Source organism: Caulobacter zeae, assembly GCF_002858925.1.
Lineage (GTDB): Bacteria > Pseudomonadota > Alphaproteobacteria > Caulobacterales > Caulobacteraceae > Caulobacter > Caulobacter zeae.
Window position 1 is genome coordinate 39,747 of the sequence record NZ_PJRS01000037.1, and the last position, 22,259, is coordinate 62,005.

The following is a 22,259-nucleotide window of genomic DNA, read 5'->3' on the forward strand; positions in this document are numbered from 1 at the left end:
GCGTCGGTCTGGGTCTTCGGATCGGGCCGAGCGCGCCGTTCGCGTCTTTGGTGCGTGACTAGGAGAACATTAGACGTGGCCCGTATCGCAGGCGTCAACATCCCGACGAACAAGCGCGTTGTCATCGCGCTTCAGTACATTCACGGCATCGGCCCGAAGTCCGCGCGTGACATCGTCACGACCGTGGGCATCGAGGACGCCCGTCGCGTCAATCAATTGACCGACGCGGAAGTCCTTCAGATCCGTGAGACGATCGACCGTGATTTCACCGTGGAAGGCGACCTGCGTCGCGAAAACTCGATGAACATCAAGCGTCTGATGGACCTGGCCTGCTACCGCGGCCTGCGTCACCGCAAGGGCCTGCCGGTCCGCGGCCAGCGCACCCACACGAACGCTCGTACCCGCAAGGGTCCGGCCAAGCCGATCGCCGGCAAGAAGAAGTAAGGTAGCCTGACCGATGGCCAAGGAACCGGGTCGCGTTAAAAAGCGCGAACGCAAGAACATCACCTCGGGCGTGGCGCACGTGAACGCCTCGTTCAACAACACCATGATCACCATCACGGACGCTCAGGGGAACACCATCTCCTGGTCGAGCGCCGGCATGATGGGCTTCAAGGGCTCGCGCAAGTCGACCCCGTACGCCGCTCAGATGGCCGCCGAAGACGCGGGCAAGAAGGCTGCGGAACACGGCGTGAAGACCCTGGAAGTCAACGTTTCGGGTCCGGGTTCGGGTCGCGAGTCGGCTCTGCGCGCTCTGCAGGCCGTCGGCATGACCATCACGACGATCCGCGACGTCACGCCGATCCCGCACAACGGCTGCCGTCCGCCCAAGCGCCGTCGCGTCTAGTATTTTTTAGATCCAATTCTCCTTCGCCGGCTGCGTCAAACGCGGCCGGCGAGTCGCGTTCAAGGGACACCACGTGATCGAAAGAAACTGGAACGAGCTGATCCGTCCTGAGAAGCCGCAGATCGAAACCGGCGCCGACGCGACCCGCAAGGCTCGTATCGTCGCTGAACCGCTCGAGCGTGGTTTCGGTGTGACGCTCGGCAACGCCCTGCGGCGCGTTCTCCTCTCGTCGCTGCAAGGCGCCGCCGTCACCGCCATCCAGATCGATGGCGTGGTGCACGAGTTCTCCTCGCTCGAGGGCGTTCGTGAAGACGTCGTCGACATCGTTCTGAATATCAAGCAACTCGCCGTGCGCATGCACGCCGAGGGCCCCAAGCGCATGACCCTGCGCGCCTCGGGCGCCGGTCCGGTCACCGCTGGCCAGATCGAAACCCCGGCCGACATCGAAATCCTCAACCCCGACCACGTGCTCTGCACGCTGGACGAGGGCGGTTCGGTGCGCATGGAGTTCACGGTCAACACCGGCAAGGGCTACGTCCCGGCCGACCAGAACCGTCCGGAAGACGCGCCGATCGGCCTGATCGCCGTCGACGCCCTGTACTCGCCGGTGAAGCGCGTGGCCTACAAGGTCGAGCCGACCCGCGAAGGCCAGCGCCTGGACCGTGACAAGCTGACCCTGGAAGTCGAGACCAACGGCGCCGTCACCCCGGTGGACGCCGTGGCCTACGCCGCTCGCATCCTGCAAGACCAGCTGCAGATCTTCATCACCTTCGAAGAGCCCAAGGCCAAGGCCGCGGACGAAACGAAGCCCGAGCTGCCGTTCAACCCGGCCCTGCTCAAGAAGGTCGACGAGCTGGAACTGTCGGTCCGTTCGGCTAACTGCCTGAAGAACGACAACATCGTCTACATCGGCGACCTGATCCAGAAGACCGAAGCCGAGATGCTCCGCACCCCGAACTTCGGTCGCAAGTCGCTGAACGAAATCAAGGAAGTGCTCGCCGGCATGGGTCTGCACCTCGGCATGGACGTGCCGAACTGGCCGCCGGAAAACATCGAAGACCTGGCCAAGAAGTTCGACGACCAGATCTAAGATCGAGACTTTCGCGCTGAATCCGGGCCGCCTTTCAATCCCTCGGGACCGGAAGGCGGCCTGGGCCTTTTGAAGCCGCTACGCGGCGGAGGGCCCCGGCGCATCGCTCTGAACTCGGCCGGGACGAGGCTGGGATTGGTGACCACCAGGCGCTTCATTCGCGCCGCTCGGGCTTAGAGCCCAGGAGATAGAAAATGCGTCACGGCTACGCCCACCGCAAACTCGGCCGCACCTCGGCCCACCGCACCGCCATGTTCGCCAACATGTCGGCTTCGCTGATCAAGCACGAGCAGATCGTCACCACCCTGCCGAAGGCCAAGGAACTGCGTCCGATCGTCGAAAAGCTGGTCACCCTGGCCAAGCGCGGCGACCTGCACGCTCGTCGTCAGGCCATCAGCTCGGTTCGCGACGTCGAGCAAGTCGGCAAGCTCTTCGCCGTGCTCGGTCCGCGATACAAGGACCGTCAGGGCGGCTACATCCGCGTCCTGAAGGCCGGCTTCCGCTACGGCGACAACGCCCCGATGGCCGTGATCGAGTTCGTCGATCGCGACGTCTCGGAAAAGGGCAAGGACTCGGGTCCGGTCTACGCCAACGAAGCCGAAGACTAATCTTCAGCTCAGGCTGAAACGAGAAGGCCCCGGAGCGATCCGGGGCCTTTTTGCTGTTCGGAGTACGACCCCTCTCTCTTTGAGAGAGGGAGGGGCCCGCCGCGCAGCGGTGGGAGGGTGAGAGGTTACGAGGTTGGACGATGTGCCGGGGCTCCGTCTGACGCCGTAACCCCTCACCCCGACCCTCTCCCTTTGGGAGAGGGAGCATGCAATCACCGGCTGACGATGATCCCGTCGAACTCGGGCAGCGCCAGCTTCAGCTTCTCGCGCGCGAAGGCGCCCGCCGTCAGCGGGCCGTGCATCTTGCCTGGGCCGTCGGGCTGGGCTTTGACGTAAAAGAACAGCGGCGTCTCGTCGGGGAGGTCGCGTCGGGCGATGACGACGTAGCGCTCGTCGCCGCCGTACTGGTCGATGCGCGGGCCCAGCACCGTTTCGCATGTGAGGGCGTCGCGCTCCCAGCACAGGCGCAGGGCCTCGCCGCGAGCGTCCGAGGCCAGGCGGTAGCGACCGGCGACGATCTCGTAGGTCCCCTGGAAGTCCAGCCAGCCCACGCCGCCCGCGCCGCGCACGTAGCGGGCGTCGCGCTCGACCCACTTGCCTTGCAGCTTCACCTTCTCGCGGCACAGCGCGACGTCGGCGATGGAGGTCATCCGGCAGGCGGCGGGCTTGCGCTCGGCGGGGGAGGGTGGCGGCGTCGGGGCCGGCAGCCTGCGCGCCTCGGCCAGGGCCGCCTCGCGGGCGATGGCGGCCTTCTCGATGGTCGCCTGCTGCTCGGGCGAGAGCGTGAAGTCCGGCTGAGCGGCGCAGGCGGCGCCGGCGATCGCCATGAAGGCCGCCGCCCACGAAAGCCGGGCGACGGGGAGGGAAACCGATTTCGTCATTCCCGCGTCAGGTCCTGCCGCTGGAAGAGGGCCAGGGCCGCCGCCGACAGGCCGGCCAGCCAGGCTGCGAGGAAACCAAGCGCCAGGCCCCAAGGGGCCGGTTCGTCGACGACGCTGCGCGGGGTCAGCAGCACGGTCTTCAAGAGGTCGCCCGAGAAGGCCGGGATCGCCAGGGCCTTCAGGCTGGGCTCATGCAATTGGCTTGCGAGGATCGACTGGACGGCGGCGAACACCAGCCCGACGATCAGCGCGCCCATGGTCGAGCGGGTGACGACGCCCACCACGGCCGACAGCGCCACCAGCACCATCAGCTGCAACCAGCTGACCGCGAAGGTGCCGATCAGGTCGACGCCCGCCGAGCCGCGATAGGGCACGAGAGCGCCGCCGCTGGTGGCGGCGCTGAACAGCCCGCCCAGGGCCGCGGCCAGGGCGTAGAGCACGAGGCTGACCGCCACCGCGCCCGCCACCGTCGCCAGCTTGGCCAGCAGCAGGTTCACGCGGCCGTTGCGCGGGGTCAGCAGCCGCCAGGTCTCCCAGCGGTAGTCGCCGGCCAGCACCGCGGTCGACAGGATCAGCACGAACAGGCCCACCACCGGCGAAGCGCCGCCGGCCAGCGCCTTGACCATGCGCCCGACCAGGTCGACCGGAATGGGCGGGGCGCCCTTCATCAGGCTGCGCGCGAAAAGCTCGCCGCCGATGTTGAGGGCCAGGCCCGCGATGGGGGCGAACAGCACGCCCCAGAACAGCGTGCCGCGGTCCTTGAGCAGCCGGAAGCGTTCGGCCGAGATGGCGTCAGCGAGCATCGGCCGGCTCCTTGGCTTGCAGGATGTCGAGATAGGCGCTTTCCAGGTCGGCCTCGCGCCAGCGGGCCTCGAGGATGTCGACGCCGGCGTTCACGAGCGCACGGATCAGGGGCGGGGCTTCGTGACGTTCGATATTGGCCAGAACGGCGTCGGGCCCGTCGAGCGCGCCTTGCTCGCCCAGCAGTTCCAGCACCTGGGCGACGGGACTGGCGACCAGGCGCAGTGCGGGCTTGTGGCCGGCCAGGGTCTCGACCGGGCCCTCGGCGACCAGCTTGCCCTTGGCCAGGATCGCCACGCGGTCGCAGACGCGCCGCACCTCGTCCAGCTGGTGGCTGGCCAGGATGATGGTCGCGCCTTCCTCGGCGGCCAGACGGCGGATCAGCTCGCGGATCTCCTGGATGCCGGCCGGGTCCATGCCGCTGGTCGGCTCGTCCAGGATAGCCAGGGTAGGGCGGGTGAAGAACACCGCCGCCAGGCCCAGCCGCTGCTTCATGCCCACCGAATAGGTCGAGGTCTTGCGGTCGGCCGCGCCCGACAGGCCCACGCGATCCAGCCAGCCGTCGATGTCGACGTCGCGGGCGCCGCTCTGCAGGGCCAGCATCTTCAGCGCGTCGCGGGCGGTCAGGTACGGCGGATAGCGCGGCGTCTCGATCATCGCGCCCACCTGGCGCAGCGAGGAGGCGTGGCCGGCCGGCGAGCCCGACAGCCGCGCAACGCCCGAGCTCGGCCGCACCAGGCCCATGGCGATGCGGAAGAGGGTGCTCTTGCCCGCGCCGTTGGGGCCCAGCACGCCGAACACGCCGCCGGCGGGGATCCTCAAGGTCAGGTCGTCCAGCGCCCGCACGGCGCCGTAGGTCTTGGTCAGCCCTTCGGCCTCGAGCGCGAAACTCATGCGGCGCAGGCCTGGCGCGGCGACATCGGACGACTCCCTTATGAACTTGGCGCGACTATGGGCGATGGAACGCAGGTCGGCCAAGTTGTTTGGCGACTGCAATACGAATTGTCGCCGAGCTGTCCTATAGGGGCGGGACTCCTTGCTTCAGGGCCCGGCCATGACCGTTCTTTCCCGCTTCGCCGCATTCCTGGCGATCGCCGTCCTCTCCGGCTGCGCGACCGCGCCGCGCCCCGTGGCCGAAGGCCCGCCGGTCCAAGCCTCTGCGGCCAAGGCGCCGCTGACCATCCTGATCTCGATCGACGGCTTCCGCGCCGACTACCTGGACCGCGGCGACACCCCGGCCATGAAGGCCCTGGCCGACGACGGCGTGCGCGCGGCCATGCGTCCGTCGTTCCCCTCGCTGACCTTCCCCAACCACTACACCCTGGTCACCGGCAAGCGCCCCGACCACAACGGCATCGTCGGCAACACGATGGAGGATCCAGAGATCCCCGGCGTGACCTTCACGCTCAGCAACCGCGACGCGGTGACCGACAGCCGCTGGTGGGAGATGGCCAAGCCGATATGGGTCAGCGCCGAGCAGCAGGGCGTCAAGACCGGCACCATGTTCTGGCCGGGTTCGGAAGCCCAGATCGACGGCGTGCGCCCGACCAAGTGGGCCGTGTTCGACCAGAAGAAGCCGTCCAACGACCGCGTCGACACCCTGCTGTCGTGGATCGACGAGACCAAGGACGCGCCCCTGGGCCTGGGCACCCTCTATTTCGACGTCGTCGACAGCGCCGGTCACCGCTACGGCCCGGACTCGGCCGAGGTCCGCAAGGCAGCCGCCGATGTCGACGCCGCCATCGCCCGCCTGGTCGAGGGCCTGAAGGCCCGCGGCCTCTATGAGACCACCAACATCGTCATCGTCGCCGACCACGGCATGGCCCCGCTGCCGGGCAAGCAGCGCGTGGTGCTGAACGAGGCGGTCGACCTCTCCAAGCTGCGCTATGTGGGCCTGGGCGCCATCGCCGGGATCTATCCCAACAAGGGCGAAGAGGCCGCCGTCGTCGCCGCCCTGACCAAGCCTCAGGCGCACATGACCTGCTGGGAAAAGGGCAAGATCCCGGCCCGCCTGCACTATGGAACCAACCGCCGCATCGCCCCGATCGTCTGCTCGGCCCAGACCGGCTGGTACATCACCACCGCCGAGTCCCAGGCCAAGCGCACCAGCCCCGAGCGCGACGGCGGCGCTCATGGCTTCGACAACGCCGATCCCCTGATGCAGGCGGTGTTCGTGGCCCACGGTCCGGCCTTCAAGTCGGGCAAGACCCTGCCGGTGTTCGACAATGTCGACGTCTATCCGTTGCTGGCCAAGGTGACGGGCGTGCGCCCCGAGAAGGTCGACGGCCAGCTGGCCCCGGTGGCCGGTGCGCTGCGCTGATCCATCGGCAATGATCGAAGCGAAAGGGCGGGGCATCGGCTCCGCCCTTTTTGCTTGCCCATATAATTGCGTTATGCGTTAAATATTGCGTCGAAACGCAATGGGAGGCGCGCATGACCCGCCTGACTTCGGCTCTCTGCTACAAGGATCCCAAGGCCGCCCTGAAATGGCTGGAGGCGGCGTTCGGCTTCGAACTGGTGCTGCTGATCGAGGACGGCGACGGTAATCTCGCCCACTCGCAGATGACGTTGGGCGAGGCCAACGTGATGGTCGGCAACGAGTGGAGCGCCGACCACGCCAGCCCGGCTTCGCTGGGCGGCAAGAACACCCAGACCGTGCATATCCACATCGAGGACGACGTCGACGCCCACTGCCGGCGAGCCCGCGCGGCGGGGGCCGAGATCCTGATGGAGCCGGCCACCCAGTTCTATGGCGACCGCACCTATCGCTGCCGCGACCTCGAGGGCCACATCTGGACGGTCGGCCAGACGGTGAAGGCCGTCACCCGCGAGGAGGCCGAGGCCGCCACCGGACTGAAGATCCAGGGCTGGGCGTGAGCCCCGACGACTTCCGGCGCCTGGCGCTGGCCTTGCCCGGCGTGGTCGAGGGCGCGCACATGGGCACAACCGATTTCCGCGTCGGGCGGATCTTCGCCACCCTGGGCTATCCCGACGCCGGGTTCGGCATGGTCCAGCTGACGCGTGACCTGCAGGAGATGCTGGTCGCCGCCGAGCCGGCCGCCTTCGTTCCGGTCAAGGGCGGCTGGGGCCTGAAGGGGGCGACCAATGTCGTGCTCGACGCCGTCGACGAGATCACGCTGAAGAGCGCTCTCGAACAAGCCTGGCGGCTGAAGGCCGGCAAGAGGCTGCTGGCCGAACTGGACGGCCGGGCGTGAGTCTCGACCGCACCCTGGCGGCCCTGGCCGAGCCGCATCGCCGGCGGACGGTGGAGCTGCTGGCCGACGGTCCGCGCCGGGCCGGCGACCTTGCCGAGGCGCTCGGCCTGTCGCCGCCGGCCATGAGCCGCCACCTGCGGGCCCTGCGCGAGGCGCGGCTGGTCGAGGAGAGCCACCCGCCGTTCGACGCCCGGGTGCGGGTCTACGCCCTGCGGCCCGAGCCGATAACGGAACTCAAGGCCTGGGCCGCCGCCGCCGAGGCGCTGTGGAGCGACCAGCTTCTGGCGCTGAAGGCCCATGTCGAGGAAATGAGTGAGACATGAGCGCCCGCATCCTCGTGGCCCTGCGCATGAAGGCCGCGCCTGAGCGGGTGTTCGACGCCTTCGTCGGCGAGATCGGCGCCTGGTGGCGCCCCAATCCCTTGTTCTCGTTCACCCCGCGCTCGCCGGGCGTGCTGGCCTTCGAGGGGGAAGGGGAGGGCGCGCGCCTGGTCGAGCGCCTGGCCTCGGGCAAGACGTTCGAGATCGGCTGCGTGCAGGTCTGGTCACGCGGCCAGCGGCTGGTGTTCGGCTGGCGGCAGGCGGCGTTCGCGCCCGGCATGGACACCGAGGTCGAGGTCATCTTCGAGGCGGTCGGCGCGGAGACGCGGGTGACAGTCCAACATCGCGGCTGGGAGACCGTTCCCGCCGAGCACGTGGCCCGGCACGGCTTCCCCGACCAGGTGTTCCTGCTGCGTCACGGCCAGTGGTGGACGGGGCTGCTGGAGGGATTGGCCGGCCATCTAACTCCTCCCCCGTGAAACGGGGGAGGAGCACGCAGCCCCCTTGCCGACTATCCGACACGCGGTCAAACATCCCGCCCCCGGGAGGTCCCATGTCCGAACCTATCGCCCATCCGGCCCGCAAGGCGGCGCTGGGCTTCATCTTCGTCACCGCTCTGATGGACGTGCTGTCGCTGGGCCTGATGATCCCGGTGCTGCCCAGCCTGGTGAAGCAGATGGCCGGCGGCCAGACCGACATGGCGGCCCAGTGGACGGCGGCTTTCGGCATGGTCTGGGGGACGATGCAGTTCTTCTGCTCGCCGATCCTGGGCATGATGTCCGACCGCTTCGGACGGCGGCCGGTGATCCTGATCTCGATCTTCGGTCTCGGGATCGACTACATCTTTATGGCCCTGGCCCCGACCCTGTGGTGGCTGTTCGTCGGGCGCATCATTCATGGGGCCACGGCGGCCAGCTTCTCGGCGGCGGGCGCCTATATCGCCGACGTCACGCCCGAGAAGGGGCGGGCCAAGGCCTTCGGCCTGATCGGGGCGGCCTGGAGCGTCGGCTTCATCGCCGGCCCGGCGCTGGGCGGCCTGCTGGGCAAGATCGACCTTCACCTGCCGTTCTGGGTGGCGGCGGGCATGGCCCTGCTGAACTGGCTGTACGGCCTGCTGGTGCTGCCCGAATCCCTGCCGCCGGAAAAGCGCATCGCCCGCTTCGACTGGAAGAAGGCCAATCCCGTCGGCTCGCTGAAGCTCCTGGGCTCGCACCCCGACCTGCCGCGCCTGGGCGTGGTCAGCTTCCTGATGCAGCTGGCGCATAACGCCTATCCCAGCGTCTTCGTGCTCTACACCGGCTATCGCTATGGCTGGGACACCGCCCAGATCGGCCTTCTGATGATGCTGTCGGGCATACTGGGCGTGATCGTCCAAGCCCTGCTGATCGGGCCGATCGTCGATCGCCTGAAGGAGCGCGGCGCGGTGATCGTCGGCCTCGTCTGCTTCGTCGTGTCGTTCGCGGTGTTCGCCTTCGCGCCCAACGGCTGGATCTTCGCCTCGGGCCTCGCCGTCAGCGCCTTCGCCGCCCTGATCCAGCCCGGCCTGATGGGCATGATGACCAAGCGCGTCGGCCCCAGCGAGCAGGGCCAGCTGCAAGGCGCCAACTCGGCGATCATGGGGCTGACGGCGATCATCGGTCCGGCGCTCTACGGCCTGTCGCTGGCCTTCGCCGTGCGCCACGAGCAGACCCTGCACCTGCCGGGCCTGCCGCTGGTCATCGCCGGCCTGCTGGCCCTGGGCGGCCTGATGGTGATCCTGAACACCCGCCGCGCCCGTCCGGCGGCGGTCGCGGAACCGGGCCTTGATCCCGCGCGCTGAACGCCTTGATTGCGCCTGAAAACTTCGCTGTTTAAGGGGCGAGAGCGCGTGCCTGGCTCTCGCAGGCCGGGCGCGCCGCAAGATCTGACGGAGCCATCGACTTGTCCAAGCCCGCCCTTCGCGTCCTGCTTCCGACCCTGGCCCTGCTGGCCGCCTGCTCGGATCCGGCCTCGCGCAGCCAGGCCCAGTCCATCCCGGAACTCGCCCAGCCCACCCGCAAGGCGCCCACTGATCCGGGCTCGATGAAGTCGTCCTTCGCCCCGGTGGTGAAGAAGACGGCCCCGGCCATCGTCAATGTCGCCAGCCGCCGCGTGGTGCAGCGCCAGCAGTCGCGCGACCCGTTCTGGGACTTCTTCATGGGCGGCGGCGGCGGCACGCCGCGCGCCCAGGTGCAGGGCTCGCTCGGTTCGGGCGCCATCGTCCGCGCCGACGGGGTGATCATCACCAATCACCACAACATCGAGAACATGAGCGACATCACCGTGCAGCTCGCCGACCGGCGCGAGTTCCCGGCCACGGTACTGCTCGACGACCCGCGCTCGGACCTCGCCGTCCTGAAGATCGACACCAAGGGCGAGCGCCTGCCGACCATCGCCATCGACGACCAGGAACAACTGGAGGTCGGCGACCTGGTGCTGGCCATGGGCAACCCGTTCGGCGTCGGCCAGACCGTGACCAACGGCATCGTCTCGGCCCTGGCCCGCACCGACGTCGGCGCGGCCGAGTTCGGCAGCTACATCCAGACCGACGCGGCCATCAATCCAGGCAACTCCGGCGGCCCGCTGGTCGACATGGACGGTGACCTGATCGGCGTGAACACCTTCATCATCTCGCGTTCGGGCTCATCCAGCGGCGTCGGCTTCGCCATCCCGGCCGCCGTCGTCCGCCAGGTGGTTTCGACCGCGCTGGGCGGCGCCCACAGCGTCGTGCGGCCGTGGCTGGGTGTGCGCGGCCAGCCGGTCACCGGCGATCTGGCCAAGAGCCTGGGCATGACCACCCCGCGCGGCGTGCTGGTCTCGGACGTCTATCCTGGCGCCTCGGCCGACAAGGGCGGCATCAAGGAAGGCGACGTCATCCTGTCGATCGACGGCCAGGCGGTGAACGACGAGGGCGGCGGCGCCTTTGCCATCGGCACCCACAAGATCGGCGACCGCGTGCCGGTGGTGATCCGCCGTGGCGACCGCGAGCAGACCCTGACCATCCGCGCCGAGGCCGCCCCCGAAACGCCGGCCAAGGACGAGCGCACGATCAGCGGCCGCAACCCCTTCGACGGCGCGACGGTGATGAACCTGTCGCCCGCCGCCGCCCAGGACGTCGGCGCCGACGCCTTCGCCGGCAAGGGCGTTCTGGTCACCAAGGTCGGCCAGGGCTTCGCCCTGAACGCCGGCCTGCGCCCCGGCGACTTCGTGCGCGAGGTCAACGGCAAGGCCATCAACACCACCGCCGACCTCGCCGCCGCCACGCGCGGCGACGCGGCGACCTGGAACGTCGTCATCGAGCGCAACGGCCAGCGCATCGCCGCGCGCTTCCGGACCTGACGCCTTCGACCCTCTCCCTTCGGGGAGAGGGTTTCCGAGGGGGCGCGAACCCCCTAAACCTCTCCCATGTCCGATCTCTTCCAAGCCGCCGGCATCGCGCCCCATGCGCCCGCGCCGCTGGCCGACCGCCTGCGTCCGCAAAGCCTCGACGAGGTCGTCGGCCAGGAGCATCTGCTTGGCCCCGACGGCCCGATCGGCCGGATGGCGGCCGCCCATCGCCTGGCCTCGATGATCCTCTGGGGGCCGCCCGGCACCGGCAAGACCACCATCGCGCGCCTGCTGGCCAAGGCCGGCGGCTACGAGTTTATGCAGATCTCGGCCGTTTTCTCCGGCGTCGCCGACCTGAAGAAGGCTTTCGAGCAGGCCCGCATGCGTCGCCAGTCGGGGCAGTCGACGCTGCTGTTCGTCGACGAGATCCACCGCTTCAACCGCGCCCAGCAGGACGGCTTCCTGCCGTTCGTGGAGGAGGGGATCGTCACCCTCGTCGGCGCCACGACCGAGAACCCCTCGTTCGAGCTCAATGGCGCCTTGCTGTCGCGCTGCCAGGTGTTCGTGCTCAAGCGCTTGGACGAGGTCTCGCTGGAGGCCTTGCTGGCCAAGGCCGAAGCCGCCGAGAACCGCAAGCTGCCGGTCGACGCCGAGGCCCGCCAGGTGCTGATCGCCATGGCCGACGGAGACGGCCGCTATCTCCTGACTCTGACCGAGACCCTGCTGTCGATCGGCACGGACACGCCGTTGAACCCGACCCAGCTGGGCCAGCTGCTCCAGAAGCGCCGCCCGGCCTACGACAAGGACCGGGAAGAGCACTACAACCTCATCTCGGCCCTGCATAAGTCGGTGCGCGGCTCCGATCCCGACGCGGCCCTCTATTGGCTGGCGCGGATGCTTGAGGGCGGCGAGGACCCGTTGTTCATCGCCCGTCGCCTGGTGCGCATGGCCTCGGAAGACATCGGCGCGGCCGATCCGCTTTCCTTGCTGCTGACCACCGCCGCCAAGGACGCCTACGACTTCCTGGGCAGCCCGGAAGGCGAGCTCGCCTTGGCCCAGGCGGTGGTGCACATGGCCAGCGCGCCCAAGTCCAACGCCGTCTACACCGCCTACAAGGCCGCGCGCCGCGCCGCCAAGGAGACCGGCAGCCTGACGCCGCCGGCCCATATCCTCAACGCGCCGACCAAGCTGATGAAGACCCTCGGCTATGGCGACGGCTACGCCTACGACCACGACGTCGAGGGCGGCGTCTCGGGCCAGAACTACTTCCCCGACGGCATGGCCCGTCCGAAATTCTACGAACCCAAGCCGATCGGCGCCGAGGCGAAGGTCAAGGAGCGCCTTGACCACTGGAGCCAGCTGCGCCGGGGCGGTAAGTGACGGCGATGTCCAAGCCGCCCCGCCGCCCGCCCGCCGCTCCCAAGCCCAAGGCCTCCGACACCCCGATCGAGCTGACGCCCGACGAGGTCGCCTTCACGCGCTCGCTGGTGATCCACGAGGACGACAGCGTCTTCGTACTGAACAAGCCCGCCGGCCTGTCCAGCCAGGGCGGCCGGATCAAGGCCCATACCCTGGACGACCTGCTCTGGGCCCTGGCCCGGCGCGACCGGCCGCGTCCGCGCCTGATCCATCGCCTGGACCGCGACACCTCGGGGGTGATCCTCACGGCCCGCACCAAGCCGGCGGCGACCTTCCTGGGCAAGGCCCTGATGGGCAAGCGCTTCCGCAAGACCTACCTGGCCATCGTCGCGCCCGGCGCGCCCGAGCCGCGCGGCGGCCGGATCGACAGTCCCCTGCGCCGCGAGTCGATCGGCCGCGAGGCCTATATGCGGGTCTGCGAGCCCGATCACCCGGACGCCGAGGCAGCCCGCAGCCGCTATCGCACCCTGGCCGCCAACGGCCAGGCCGCGCTCGTCGAGCTGAGCCCCGATACCGGCCGCATGCACCAGCTGCGTGTCCACATGGCCTCGATCGGCCGGCCGATCGCCGGCGACAGCCGCTATGGCGGAACGCTGATGCTGGCCGGCGCGCCGGTGCCGCGCCTGATGCTGCACGCCGCCAGGCTGGTGTTTCCGCATCCCGAAGGCGACGAACTGCGCATCGAGGCCCCGCTGCCCGACGATTTCAAGGCCGTGCTGGAAAGGCTGGACTTGGCGCTTCCGGAACGCTGAACTTGGCCGGGCCGTTTGAGAGGCAAGGGAGAAACGCCATGAAGACTCCGCTCGCTCTTGTCGCCTGCGCCCTCATCCTCGGGGCCTGCGCCACCGCCCAGCCCACCATCTATCGCCCGCAGGCCAACGCCAGCGACGTCGGCTTCACCCAGTACAAGATGGAGGACGGTCGTTATCGCGTGACCTTCCGCGGCGGCTCCGGGGCTCCGGTGGGGCAGGTGACCGACTACGCCCTGCTGCGGGCGGCCGAACTGGCCCTCGCCGACGGCTATTCCTGGTTCCGCGTCGCCGACCGCATCACCCAGTCGACCGGGGGAGGGGGCGGCCCCACCTTCTCGGTCGGCGGCGGCTCGGGCAGCTATGGCCGCCGCTCGTCGGTGGGCCTGGGCGTCGGCACGAGCTTCAATCTCGGCCCCAAGCCCGTGCTCAGCACGACGCTGGAAGTCGTGTTCGGCAAGGGGCCGCGCCCGCCGGGCGAGGCCTATGACGCCCAAAGCGTCGTCAACACGATCGGCAAGGGCATGGGCCGGATCTGAGACCGCTGGCCGGTCTCAGCGGGTTTGCTAAGCCGCGTTGCGCGCCGCGTAGGGGTGCGTGGCCCGCAGCGAGGCGTGGGTGAGGCCGGCGGTCTCGGCGGCGGCGAAGTAGCCTTCCGCCGGCAGGCCTTGCAGGCTGACCATCGGCGCCAGGCCCCGGGCCTCGCGGCCGAAGGCCATGATGTCCATGGCGATCTTCTCGGCCGGGCCGCCCAGGTCGCAAGCGTCCAGCGTCAGGCCGGCCAGGCGCGCGTCGCGCAGGTGCTTGAAGGCTTCCTTGTCGGGCGGCACGCGGGCGATGACGCCGCGGGTCAGGGCCTTGAGCAGGCCGACCACTTCCAGCAGGCGCCCGGCGGGCGTGCCGCGGGTGACGTCCACCAGCTCGATCATCACGCCGCCGCGCAGCAGGGCCAGCGACAGGCCCGAGGTGCCGGTCAGCAGGTCGCGGCCGCGCTGGGTGCCCAGGGTGCGGAACGAGGCCGGCAGCACCAGTTCGGGCTTCTCATTACCCTGGGCCGCCTTGGCGAAGGCCGCGCCGTAGCGCAGCGTCGCCTCGTCGATGAAGGCGATGTCCTTGTCGGCCAGCTTGGTGATCGCGCGGCCGCTGATCGAGCGGCCGGTGCCCAGGTGGGTGACGATCGGCTCGACGCGGATGGCGGTGGTGACGTTGCGGCGCAGGCCGATGACGTGCTCCAGCGCGAAGTCGACGCGCAGGGCCGCGCCGCCGCTGGTGGTGAAGGCCACCGGAGTGCGGCGCATCTCGTCGCTGACGTCGATGTCGGTGCGGAAAGGCGAGCGTTCGGAGTCGCGTCGGGCGCGGGCGGCCAGCACCACGGCCGGGTCGATCGGACGGCACACGACGCCGCCGGCCTCGATGCCGATCACCGAGCGCACGCCGATGTCGCGCAGCTCGGCCGCGCCCAGCAGGTGGGTCAGCACGTCCTCGAGGATGCGGACGCTGGCGGCCTGGGCCGACAGGCCCTGGTCGTTGTGCGTGGCGATCAGGAAGTCGTCCTCGCTGACCCGGCCGCGCAGGTCGGCCCGGTCCAGATGTTCGTTCAGCTTGCGCTCGACATAGGTCCAGACGTCGGTGCGCTTCTGGTCCCACCAGTCGCCGGCCCAGCGGCGGACGGCCTTGATGCTGATCACGTTGACCGCGCCGCGGCCGACCAGGTCCGACCCGGCCAGGCGGTTCAGCATCGCCGGCGGCAGGGCCAGGCGTTCGGTCGTGTCGTCCTTGGGGGGCAGGGAGGCGGGCATCTGACCGTGGGATTCGCGAGTGGAGCCCTTAGGTTGCGCCCGTCGCCGTTAACCCGCCGTGCAGGAACAGGGTTGAGGCGAGCTTTACCCTTTCGGCAAAACCTTGTCGCAAAAGGCTCTTTCTGGTTTCGGGGCGTTAATTTTGTGCGCTGCGGGATCACGGGGGACGGGCGCGGGCGCATCACCCTTGCGACGCATCGACCGCCTTGCTCGCCCGGCCTTGGCGTTCCGCGCCGCTCGGCGCATAAGGGGCCCATGAACAAGGTGCTTCTCGTCGCCGTGGGCGGCGCCGCCGGCTCCGTCGCCCGCTATCTGGTGGGCACGGCCGCGCTGCGCTGGATCGGTCCGGGCTGGCCCTGGGGCACGCTGACCGTCAACATCGTCGGCGGTTTCCTGATGGGAGCCGTCACGGGCTGGCTGGCGTTCCGTTCCGCCGGCCAGCAGGAGACCTTCCGCGTGCTGCTGGCCACCGGCGTGCTCGGGGGCTTCACCACCTTTTCGGCCTTTTCGCTGGAGACCGCGCTGATGATCGAGAAGCGCGCCTACGGCTCGGCCCTGACCTACACCGCCGTCAGCGTGCTTCTCGCGCTGTCGGCCCTTTTCGCGGGCCTCATGCTTGCCCGCAGGATGTTCGCCGCATGAAGGAAGTCCGCACCCTCTACGTCGATGGCGGCGAGGACGGGGTTCGCCTCGACCGTTGGTTCAAGCGCCGCTGGCCGCACCTGAACCACATCCAGCTCAACAAGCTGTTCCGCTCGGGCCAGGTCCGGGTCGACGGCTCGCGCGCCAAGGCCGACACCAAGCTGGCGGCCGGCAGCCAGATCCGCGTGCCGCCGCTGCCCGACGCGCCTGACCCGTCCGAGAAGGGCAAGCTGTCGGCGCGCGACATCGCCTATGCCCGCTCGCTGGTGCTGTACGAGGACGAGGATGTCCTGGCCCTGAACAAGCCGGCCGGCCTGGCCGTTCAGGGCGGCACCAAGACCACCCACCACATCGACAAGCTGCTCAGCGCCTGGGGCGAGGGCGTCGATCGTCCGCGCCTGGTCCACCGCCTCGACCGCGACACCTCCGGCGTGCTGCTGCTGGGCAAGACGCCCAGCGCCGCGGCGCGCCTGTCGGGCGCCTTCGCCAAGCGCAAGGCGCAGAAGACCTACTGGGCGATCGTCGCGGGCAACCCGCACCCGCTGGAAGGCGTCATCGAACTGCACCTGGCCAAGCGCGGCCTCAACGACCGCGAGATCGTGGTGCCCGCCGATCCCAAGGACAAGGACGCCTCGCCGGCCGAGACCGAGTTCGTCACCATCAGCCGCGCCGGCCCGCGCGTGACCTGGATGGCCCTGCGCCCGCACACCGGCCGCACCCACCAGCTGCGCGCCCACATGAAGGCCATCGGCCACCCGATCCTGGGCGACCCCAAGTACGGCGACGAGAAGTCGGCCCAGCTGTCGGAAGGGCTGAAGCTGCAACTGCACGCCCGCTCTATCCTGCTGCCGCACCCGAGCGCGGGCATGCTGCACGTCGAGGCGCCGCTCAGCACCGAGATGAAGGCCGGCTTCGCCAAGTTCGGCTTCACCGAGGACGAGGCCGACCAGGATCCGTTCGCCCGCCGCCAGACCAAGCGGCGATGAACCAAGGCCTGGTCCAGCAAGCCTGGGACCTGCTCGGCCGCGGTCAGGCCGAGCAGGCGGTCGCCTTGACCGCGGCCGGCGCGGCGCGGCCGACGGCCATGCCGGGCCTGCTGATCGTCCACGCGGCGGCGCTGAAGGGCGTGGGCCGTCACGCCGAGGCCCTGCCGTTCAACGAGCGCGCCGCCCGGGGCGCGCCGCAGGACCGCCTGGCCTGGTACAATCTGGCCGCCACCAACGGTGATCTTGGCCGCCAGGCCGAGGCCGAGGCGGCGGTCCGCAAGGCGATAGCGCTGGGCCTTGAGGCGCCCGAAGCCCGACTGGTGCTGGCCCGCGCGGTGCAGTTCCAGCACCGCTACGACGAGGCCGAGGCGATCTTCCAGGATGCGATCGCCCGCCGTCCGAACTTCGTCGACGCCCATCGCGATCTGGCCCAGCTGCGCTGGATGCGCACCGCTGATCTCGATCACGCCCTCTCGCCCCTGAAGGCGGCCCTGGCGCGGCAGTCCGATCCGCGCCTGCTGCACGTGCAGGCCCTGGTCGAGGAATTCGCCGGTCGTCTGCCCCAGGCGTTGGACACCCTGCGGCTTGGCCTGCGTCGTCACCCAAGCGACCTGCACCTGCTGGTCACAGCCTCTCACGCCGCCGCCGAACTGGGCGAGACGGCCGAGGGGCTGGCCCACGCCCAGACCGCCGCCCGCCTGGCGCCGGGCGCGGCCCCGGTGCTCAAGAGCCTGGCCGAGGCCCTGCTGGCCGCCGGCGACGCGGCCGGCGCCTCGTCGGTGGCGGGCTCGGTGTTGCAGGCTTTCCCGTACGACCAGCACGCGCTGTCGCTGCAAGCCCTGGCCTGGCGGATCCTAGGCGATCCCCGCTACAGCGCGCTCTACGACTACGACGCCTTCGTGCGCCCCTACACCCTGCCGACGCCGGAGGGCTGGAGCGACCTCGAAAGCTTCCTCGCCGACCTGCGCAGGCGCCTGGGTGAACTCCACGACCTGGAGACCCACCCGCTTCAGCAGTCGCTGCGCGGTGGCGCCCAGGTGCAGTCGCTGCACACCTCGCGCGAGCCGATCTTCCAGGCCTTCTTTGCCAGTGCCCGCGCCACGGTCGAGCGCTACGCCGCCGAGATAGGCGAGGGCGGCGATCCCCTGCGCATCCGCCGCACCGGCAAGGCGGTGGTGCAGGGCGGCTGGTCGGTCAGCCTCAAGCCCAACGGCTTCCACACCGACCACGTCCATCCGCAGGGGTGGGTGTCGTCGGCCTTCTACATCGACCTGCCGCCGGGCGTGGACGACGAAGGCAAGCGCGAAGGCTGGATCAAGTTCGGCCAGCCCGGCTGCGCCACCGCGCCGAAGCTGGCGGCCGAGCATGCCGTCAAACCCGCGCCGGGCACGCTGGTGCTGTTCCCGTCCTACATGTGGCACGGCACCGTGCCATTCAGCGGCGACACGCGCCGGCTGACCATGGCCTTCGACGCGGTTCCGGGGTGACCCCCTCCGGCCCTCCGGGCCACCTCCCCCAGAGGGGGAGGATTTAGAGCGCCAAGATGCTCCCCCTCTGGGGGAGCTGTCGCGGAGCGACTGAGGGGGCCGCGCAGCGGTCCTACACCAACCCCGTCACGGCCTTCGCCCCAGCGCTATCCACAAACACCTTCTTCTCCACCGCCGCTCGGTCCACGCCTAGGTGGTCGATCAGCACGCCCTTGAACAGGCCGCGCATGTCCAGCGTGGGGGCCAGGTCGCGGTTCTCGAACAGGGCCGTTTCCGACAACGTCGGCCAGTCGCCGATGATCCCGCCGCGCTTGAGCGCGCCGCCCATCACCAGGGCGGTCGAGCCGGTGCCGTGGTCGGTGCCGCCGGTGCCGTTGGCGCGGGCGGTGCGGCCGAACTCGGTGACGGCCACCACCACCGTGTTCTTCCACTCCGGGCCCAGCCCTTCGTGCAGGCCGTCCAGCACCGCGTCCAGATAGGTCAGGCGCGTGGCGATCTGGCCGACCTGGCCGGCGTGGGTGTCGAAGCCGTCCAGCGACAGGGCGGCGATCTGCGGGCCGTCGGCCTGGCGCATGAAGCCCGCCATGGTCGAGCCCAGCTTGCGGGCGGCCTCGCGGCCCTGGCGATTGTCGGCGGGACGGCCTCCCGGCTGGTTCATGGCCGGCTGGTTCATCCGCGAAGCGCTCATGGTCGGCGTCGACGCCATCATCATGCCGCCCTCGGCCGCCGGCGCGGGCGCAGGCGCCAGGGCTGTCATCGCCGCCTGGGCCATGGCCTCGGTCTCCAGCCCGCGGGCGAAGGCCGGACCCAGCAGAGGGTCGCCCTTGTAGAGGTCCTGCAACAGGGTGGGCAGGCGCGCGGCTTCGTCCAGGCCCTTGCCCGGCGACCAACTGGCCGCCTGCACCTTGCCGCGCAGGATCAGCGGGGCGGTGGTCCCCACCGACAGGGCCTCGGTCTTGCCGGGGCCCATCACCTCCAGCGTGCGGTTCAGCCAGCCGCTGTCGGCGCCGTAGACCTTGGCCTCGCCGGTCTCCAGCACGTCCTGGGCCTCGAAGTGCGAGCGGGCGCGGTCGGGCGTGGCTATGGCCGGGGCGATCCGGGCCTGGCCCTGTTTCGCCAGCGCGTGGACGCTGGTCAGTGACGGATGCAGGGCGAAGGTGTCGTCCAGCTTCAGCGCCTCTTCCGGCTTGATCGCGATGGCGCCGCGCAGGGCGGCATAGCCGGCATCACCGATCGGCGGGGCCACCGACAGGCCGTCCATGCCGCCGCGGCAGACCACGACGACCAGCTTCTTGGCGCCGTCGGCGGCGTGGGCCTGGCGACCGACGAAGCTGACGGCCACGCCCAAGCTGGCGGCGGCGGCCAGGAACGAGCGACGGGAAGGCGAGGGGGAGCGGTCGGTCATCGGCGTTGGAACTCCGGACTCATCACCAGCAGGGCGAAGGCTTCGCGGCGGGTTTCGGCGCGGGCGACGGCGCGGGCCGTGGGCTCAGAGAGCCGCGCGCCCAGGGCCGAACGGGCCAGGGCGTCGGGATCGTGGGTGTCGGCCACCGCGGCGGCGAACCCTTGGGTCCACTGCATGCGCTTGACCAGGCCGTCTGGCGAGGCCCAGGCCCCAGCCTCGTCGGGCCAGCCCTTGGGCGAGGGCGGATAGAACGGCTTCTGCCCCAGGCTGGTCAGGATCGGGTTCAGCCGCTCGAAGGACGCGGGCCGTCCGCCGACGGCGCGCCAGGTCGAGATCACGAACTCGTACGGCGTCTTGATCTTGGCCGGGGTCGGGTCCCAGGCCTCGGGCGCGGCGATCAACGCCTTGGCGACCTCGCCGAGCTGGCCGCCGGTCTCGATCCAGCGGGTCTCCAGCCGCTTGACCAGGGCCGGCGACGGATCGTCGGCGACGAAGTGGCCGGCGATCTTGCCGCAGACATGCCGGGCCGTGCGGGGATCGGCGGCCAGGGCCTTCAGCACCGAAAGGCCCTGGTCCTCGCCGCCCTGTGCATAGGCCTTGCCGAGGATCGAGCGCGCGCCGGGCTCGTGGGTGTTGGCGCGGAACACGAAGGCGCCGATGTCGGGGTCCTGGGCGCGGCCGATGCTGAAGCCGGTCAGGGCGCGGGCGAACTCGGTGACGTCGGCCTGGCTGTAGCCGGCGTCGACGCCCACCGTGTGCAGCTCCAGGATCTCGCGCGCCAGGTTCTCGTTCAGCCCGGTCCGCCGGCCCTTGCGCGTCTGGTAGCGAGCCGCCGGACTGCCGGGACCCACCGACTGGGCCTGGTCCAGATAGGTCAGCATGGCCGCGTGGGTGCTGGCGGCCAGCAACATGTCCTCGAAGCGGCCGAAGGCGTGCGGGCGGATGGCCTCGCGCTCGAACGGGCCGATGACGATCGAGGCGGCCTGCTTGGTCTGCGAGACCGTGAAGTGGTTGGCGAAGAACAGCGCCCAGCGCTCGCGGAAGCCCGCCTCGGTGTCGGCCGCCAGCTGGGCGCGGGCCAGGAAGTCGCCGGTGGTCTTCTGGCGGATGTAGCGCTGGACGTCCCGTTGAGCCTCGGACTTGGCGTTGGCGCCGGGCGCGTCGACCAGCGGGATCGGCTTCATGTCGTCGCCGGCGACCATCCTGGCTTCCTGCCGGGCGGCGCGGCGCTCCTGACGGAGGTCGGCGAAGGCGGCGTAGCGCACGGGCGCGCTCTCGCCGTCGTCCTTTGGGATGTCCGCGCCCTCGCGGCGGACCTGGTCTTCGAGGAAGCCGCGCGGATCGCCCCGCGCCGCCTCGATCTCGCCGGGCCGCGCGCCCAGGCCGAAGCGGGTGGCGGCGATGGCGGCCATCATGTCCTTGGACGGCAGGCTCAAGCCGGGCTCTCCCTTGCGATATGGCGTCCGATCGACCATTCAACGCACGTGGCGCGCAAGTCCGTCGCCAGCTTCCCGCGAAAATGAGCCGTTCCCGTGTCCGACAAGCCTGACCTGATCGAAAAGCCGCGCCGCTTCTACAAGGCTGCGACCGCTGGCGACGCCAAGGACGGCCTCTATCCGGTGCTGCTGGACGGCCGCACGCCCAAGTCGCCGCAGAAGAAGCCGCTGGCCCTGCCGACCCTGGCGCTGGCGCAGGTCGTCGCCGACGAGTGGGAAGCCCAAGAGAAGGTCATCGACTCCACGGCCATGCCCGCCACGCGCCTGGCCTTCACCGCCATCGACCGCATCGCCGAAACCAGGGCGGAAGTCGCTCGCGAGGCCGCCGCCTACGCCGGCTCGGACCTGCTCTGCTATCGCGCCGACGGCCCCACGCCCCTGATCGAGCGCCAGGACCGCGAGTGGGGCGCGATGCTGGACTGGGCCAAGGCCGAGCACGGCGTGGCGCTGGAGCCGATCACCGGCATCATCCACGCGCCACAGCCGCCGGCGACCCTGGCCGCCGTGGAGGCCCTGGCCCTGCGGCTCGACGACTTCTCGCTGGCGGGCGTGGCCTACGCCGCCGGCCTGTTCGGCTCCACGGTGCTGGCGCTGGCCCTGCGCGCCGGCCGCATCACCGGCCAGAAGGCGCTGGACCTGTCGCGCCTGGACGAGATCTACCAGGCCGAACAATGGGGCGACGACCACGAGGCCGTGACCCGCGCCGCCAACCTCGCCGTCGAGGCGGCCGTGCTCGAGCGGTGGTTCGCCGCCCTTCGTCGCTGAGGCCCGGCGAGTGAAGAGCGCGCTGGTCTACGTCCTGGCGGCGATCTGCGAGATCGGCGGCTGCTTCGCCTTCTGGGTCTCGCTGCGGCAGGGCCGTTCGGCGCTGTGGACCATCCCCGGCGTGCTGGCCCTGGTCGCCTTCGCCTGGCTCTTGACCCGCGTCGAGGCGCAGGCGGCGGGCCGGGCCTTCGCTGCCTATGGCGGCATCTACATCCTGTCGTCCATCGTCTGGATGCGGACAGTCGAGCAGGTTCGCCCCGACCGCTGGGACCTGATCGGCATGGCCGTGTGTCTGCTGGGCGCGGCGATCATCCTGTTTGGGCCGAGAACGGCCTAGACCCGAAGCCTTGCCAGCCCCGCCGGGGCTCTTTACGCCTTTGGGTCCAGTCCCTGCTTGGAGCCGA

General features: G+C 70.0%; 25 protein-coding genes and 1 pseudogene. 19 read left to right on the forward strand and 7 right to left on the reverse strand.

Annotated elements, in window-relative coordinates; genetic code table 11:
• The first annotated feature begins 75 nt into the window (after positions 1-75).
• The 4 genes from rpsM (at position 76) to rplQ (ending at position 2,545) form a co-directional block, all read left to right on the forward strand.
• Complete coding sequence (gene rpsM / locus SGCZBJ_RS17485; protein ID WP_058348452.1) at positions 76-444, forward strand: 30S ribosomal protein S13; 369 nt, start codon at positions 76-78, stop codon at positions 442-444.
• Between the two features lie 13 nt (positions 445-457).
• Positions 458-847, forward strand: coding sequence for a 30S ribosomal protein S11 (gene rpsK / locus SGCZBJ_RS17490; RefSeq protein WP_058348453.1), 390 nt, complete (start codon positions 458-460; stop codon positions 845-847).
• A 73-nt stretch (positions 848-920) separates the two neighbouring features.
• The gene (locus tag SGCZBJ_RS17495; RefSeq protein WP_101719247.1) at positions 921-1,937 is read left to right on the forward strand and encodes a DNA-directed RNA polymerase subunit alpha; all 1,017 of its coding nucleotides are present in this window, start codon (positions 921-923) and stop codon (positions 1,935-1,937) included.
• 194 nt (positions 1,938-2,131) lie between these two features.
• Entirely contained in the window at positions 2,132-2,545 is a 414-nt protein-coding gene (gene rplQ, locus SGCZBJ_RS17500; protein WP_101715823.1) for a 50S ribosomal protein L17, read from the forward strand.
• A gap of 63 nt (positions 2,546-2,608) precedes the next feature.
• On the opposite strand, the pseudogene SGCZBJ_RS17505 reads toward rplQ, so the two are convergent.
• The 4 genes and pseudogenes from SGCZBJ_RS17505 to SGCZBJ_RS17520 all read right to left on the reverse strand — a co-directional run.
• Positions 2,609-2,761: pseudogene (locus SGCZBJ_RS17505) on the reverse strand (hypothetical protein); the annotation flags it as partial.
• Complete coding sequence (locus tag SGCZBJ_RS17510) at positions 2,758-3,372, reverse strand: hypothetical protein (RefSeq protein WP_101719249.1); 615 nt, start codon at positions 3,370-3,372, stop codon at positions 2,758-2,760. The gene SGCZBJ_RS17510 and the pseudogene SGCZBJ_RS17505, both read right to left, overlap by 4 nt.
• Positions 3,373-3,422: 50 nt before the next feature.
• The gene (locus tag SGCZBJ_RS17515; RefSeq protein WP_101719250.1) at positions 3,423-4,229 is read right to left on the reverse strand and encodes an ABC transporter permease subunit; all 807 of its coding nucleotides are present in this window, start codon (positions 4,227-4,229) and stop codon (positions 3,423-3,425) included.
• Positions 4,219-5,121 (reverse strand): ABC transporter ATP-binding protein, encoded by a 903-nt coding sequence (locus tag SGCZBJ_RS17520; RefSeq protein WP_101719273.1) that lies wholly within the window; start codon positions 5,119-5,121, stop codon positions 4,219-4,221. The genes SGCZBJ_RS17515 and SGCZBJ_RS17520 overlap by 11 nt, the downstream gene beginning before the upstream one ends.
• 160 nt (positions 5,122-5,281) lie before the next feature.
• Between SGCZBJ_RS17520 and SGCZBJ_RS17525 the strand changes: the two genes are divergently transcribed.
• The 10 genes from SGCZBJ_RS17525 to SGCZBJ_RS17570 all read left to right on the forward strand — a co-directional run bounded on the left by SGCZBJ_RS17525 (position 5,282) and on the right by SGCZBJ_RS17570 (position 13,814).
• Positions 5,282-6,547, forward strand: coding sequence for an alkaline phosphatase family protein (locus SGCZBJ_RS17525; RefSeq protein WP_101719251.1), 1,266 nt, complete (start codon positions 5,282-5,284; stop codon positions 6,545-6,547).
• 113 nt (positions 6,548-6,660) lie between these two features.
• A complete protein-coding gene (locus SGCZBJ_RS17530; RefSeq protein ID WP_101719252.1) occupies positions 6,661-7,104 on the forward strand; it encodes a VOC family protein in 444 nt (147 codons plus the stop codon).
• On the forward strand, positions 7,101-7,442 hold the full coding sequence (locus SGCZBJ_RS17535; RefSeq protein ID WP_101719253.1) for an MmcQ/YjbR family DNA-binding protein: 342 nt from the start codon (positions 7,101-7,103) through the stop codon (positions 7,440-7,442). Before SGCZBJ_RS17530 ends, SGCZBJ_RS17535 begins: the two co-directional genes overlap by 4 nt.
• The gene (locus SGCZBJ_RS17540; RefSeq protein WP_101719254.1) at positions 7,439-7,765 is read left to right on the forward strand and encodes an ArsR/SmtB family transcription factor; all 327 of its coding nucleotides are present in this window, start codon (positions 7,439-7,441) and stop codon (positions 7,763-7,765) included. The genes SGCZBJ_RS17535 and SGCZBJ_RS17540 overlap by 4 nt, the downstream gene beginning before the upstream one ends.
• Positions 7,762-8,241, forward strand: a complete 480-nt coding sequence (locus SGCZBJ_RS17545; protein WP_101719255.1) for an SRPBCC domain-containing protein — start codon at positions 7,762-7,764, stop codon at positions 8,239-8,241. The genes SGCZBJ_RS17540 and SGCZBJ_RS17545 overlap by 4 nt, the downstream gene beginning before the upstream one ends.
• Positions 8,242-8,315: 74 nt before the next feature.
• Positions 8,316-9,581, forward strand: a complete 1,266-nt coding sequence (locus SGCZBJ_RS17550) for a TCR/Tet family MFS transporter (protein WP_101719256.1) — start codon at positions 8,316-8,318, stop codon at positions 9,579-9,581.
• Positions 9,582-9,682: 101 nt separating this feature from the next.
• Complete coding sequence (locus tag SGCZBJ_RS17555; protein WP_101719257.1) at positions 9,683-11,119, forward strand: Do family serine endopeptidase; 1,437 nt, start codon at positions 9,683-9,685, stop codon at positions 11,117-11,119.
• A 66-nt stretch (positions 11,120-11,185) separates the two neighbouring features.
• Positions 11,186-12,487, forward strand: a complete 1,302-nt coding sequence (locus tag SGCZBJ_RS17560) for a replication-associated recombination protein A (protein WP_101719258.1) — start codon at positions 11,186-11,188, stop codon at positions 12,485-12,487.
• A 5-nt stretch (positions 12,488-12,492) separates the two neighbouring features.
• Positions 12,493-13,278, forward strand: coding sequence for an RluA family pseudouridine synthase (locus SGCZBJ_RS17565; RefSeq protein ID WP_101719259.1), 786 nt, complete (start codon positions 12,493-12,495; stop codon positions 13,276-13,278).
• Between the two features lie 38 nt (positions 13,279-13,316).
• Complete coding sequence (locus tag SGCZBJ_RS17570) at positions 13,317-13,814, forward strand: CC0125/CC1285 family lipoprotein (protein WP_101719260.1); 498 nt, start codon at positions 13,317-13,319, stop codon at positions 13,812-13,814.
• A gap of 27 nt (positions 13,815-13,841) precedes the next feature.
• Here the strand turns inward: SGCZBJ_RS17570 and SGCZBJ_RS17575 are convergent, their stop codons facing one another.
• Positions 13,842-15,074 carry a hypothetical protein gene (locus SGCZBJ_RS17575; RefSeq protein ID WP_101719261.1) on the reverse strand — a complete coding sequence of 411 codons (1,233 nt, stop codon included), beginning with the start codon at positions 15,072-15,074 and terminating at the stop codon, positions 13,842-13,844.
• 255 nt (positions 15,075-15,329) lie between these two features.
• Between SGCZBJ_RS17575 and crcB the strand changes: the two genes are divergently transcribed.
• From crcB to SGCZBJ_RS17590, 3 genes are read left to right on the forward strand one after another with little or no spacing between them, the layout of a single operon-like run.
• Complete coding sequence (gene crcB, locus SGCZBJ_RS17580; protein ID WP_101719262.1) at positions 15,330-15,716, forward strand: fluoride efflux transporter CrcB; 387 nt, start codon at positions 15,330-15,332, stop codon at positions 15,714-15,716.
• On the forward strand, positions 15,713-16,702 hold the full coding sequence (locus SGCZBJ_RS17585) for an RluA family pseudouridine synthase (protein ID WP_101719263.1): 990 nt from the start codon (positions 15,713-15,715) through the stop codon (positions 16,700-16,702). The genes crcB and SGCZBJ_RS17585 overlap by 4 nt, the downstream gene beginning before the upstream one ends.
• Positions 16,699-18,189 carry a 2OG-Fe(II) oxygenase family protein gene (locus tag SGCZBJ_RS17590; protein ID WP_101719264.1) on the forward strand — a complete coding sequence of 497 codons (1,491 nt, stop codon included), beginning with the start codon at positions 16,699-16,701 and terminating at the stop codon, positions 18,187-18,189. Before SGCZBJ_RS17585 ends, SGCZBJ_RS17590 begins: the two co-directional genes overlap by 4 nt.
• A gap of 112 nt (positions 18,190-18,301) precedes the next feature.
• On the opposite strand, the gene SGCZBJ_RS17600 is transcribed toward SGCZBJ_RS17590, so the two are convergent.
• Positions 18,302-19,594 carry a DUF1501 domain-containing protein gene (locus SGCZBJ_RS17600; protein WP_101719265.1) on the reverse strand — a complete coding sequence of 431 codons (1,293 nt, stop codon included), beginning with the start codon at positions 19,592-19,594 and terminating at the stop codon, positions 18,302-18,304.
• Complete coding sequence (locus SGCZBJ_RS17605; protein ID WP_240621551.1) at positions 19,591-21,030, reverse strand: DUF1800 domain-containing protein; 1,440 nt, start codon at positions 21,028-21,030, stop codon at positions 19,591-19,593. Before SGCZBJ_RS17605 ends, SGCZBJ_RS17600 begins: the two co-directional genes overlap by 4 nt.
• Positions 21,031-21,126: 96 nt before the next feature.
• Here SGCZBJ_RS17605 and SGCZBJ_RS17610 point away from each other — a divergent pair, with 96 nt between their 5' ends.
• Positions 21,127-21,855 (forward strand): ATP12 family chaperone protein, encoded by a 729-nt coding sequence (locus SGCZBJ_RS17610; RefSeq protein WP_101719267.1) that lies wholly within the window; start codon positions 21,127-21,129, stop codon positions 21,853-21,855.
• A gap of 10 nt (positions 21,856-21,865) precedes the next feature.
• Positions 21,866-22,192: a YnfA family protein gene (locus SGCZBJ_RS17615; RefSeq protein ID WP_101719268.1), complete on the forward strand. Its 327-nt coding sequence runs from the start codon at positions 21,866-21,868 to the stop codon at positions 22,190-22,192.
• Positions 22,193-22,259 lie beyond the last annotated feature (67 nt).

Coding starts and splice junctions, on each gene's coding strand:
- rpsK (WP_058348453.1), top strand. CDS start 458: ATGGCCAAGGAACCGGGTCGCGTTAAAAAGCGCGAACGCAAGAACATC.
- rplQ (WP_101715823.1), top strand. CDS start 2,132: ATGCGTCACGGCTACGCCCACCGCAAACTCGGCCGCACCTCGGCCCAC.
- SGCZBJ_RS17510 (WP_101719249.1), bottom strand. CDS start 3,372: ATGGCGATCGCCGGCGCCGCCTGCGCCGCTCAGCCGGACTTCACGCTC.
- SGCZBJ_RS17515 (WP_101719250.1), bottom strand. CDS start 4,229: ATGCTCGCTGACGCCATCTCGGCCGAACGCTTCCGGCTGCTCAAGGAC.
- SGCZBJ_RS17520 (WP_101719273.1), bottom strand. CDS start 5,121: ATGAGTTTCGCGCTCGAGGCCGAAGGGCTGACCAAGACCTACGGCGCC.
- SGCZBJ_RS17525 (WP_101719251.1), top strand. CDS start 5,282: ATGACCGTTCTTTCCCGCTTCGCCGCATTCCTGGCGATCGCCGTCCTC.
- SGCZBJ_RS17530 (WP_101719252.1), top strand. CDS start 6,661: ATGACCCGCCTGACTTCGGCTCTCTGCTACAAGGATCCCAAGGCCGCC.
- SGCZBJ_RS17545 (WP_101719255.1), top strand. CDS start 7,762: ATGAGCGCCCGCATCCTCGTGGCCCTGCGCATGAAGGCCGCGCCTGAG.
- SGCZBJ_RS17550 (WP_101719256.1), top strand. CDS start 8,316: ATGTCCGAACCTATCGCCCATCCGGCCCGCAAGGCGGCGCTGGGCTTC.
- SGCZBJ_RS17560 (WP_101719258.1), top strand. CDS start 11,186: ATGTCCGATCTCTTCCAAGCCGCCGGCATCGCGCCCCATGCGCCCGCG.
- SGCZBJ_RS17565 (WP_101719259.1), top strand. CDS start 12,493: ATGTCCAAGCCGCCCCGCCGCCCGCCCGCCGCTCCCAAGCCCAAGGCC.
- SGCZBJ_RS17570 (WP_101719260.1), top strand. CDS start 13,317: ATGAAGACTCCGCTCGCTCTTGTCGCCTGCGCCCTCATCCTCGGGGCC.
- SGCZBJ_RS17575 (WP_101719261.1), bottom strand. CDS start 15,074: ATGCCCGCCTCCCTGCCCCCCAAGGACGACACGACCGAACGCCTGGCC.
- crcB (WP_101719262.1), top strand. CDS start 15,330: ATGAACAAGGTGCTTCTCGTCGCCGTGGGCGGCGCCGCCGGCTCCGTC.
- SGCZBJ_RS17585 (WP_101719263.1), top strand. CDS start 15,713: ATGAAGGAAGTCCGCACCCTCTACGTCGATGGCGGCGAGGACGGGGTT.
- SGCZBJ_RS17590 (WP_101719264.1), top strand. CDS start 16,699: ATGAACCAAGGCCTGGTCCAGCAAGCCTGGGACCTGCTCGGCCGCGGT.
- SGCZBJ_RS17600 (WP_101719265.1), bottom strand. CDS start 19,594: ATGACCGACCGCTCCCCCTCGCCTTCCCGTCGCTCGTTCCTGGCCGCC.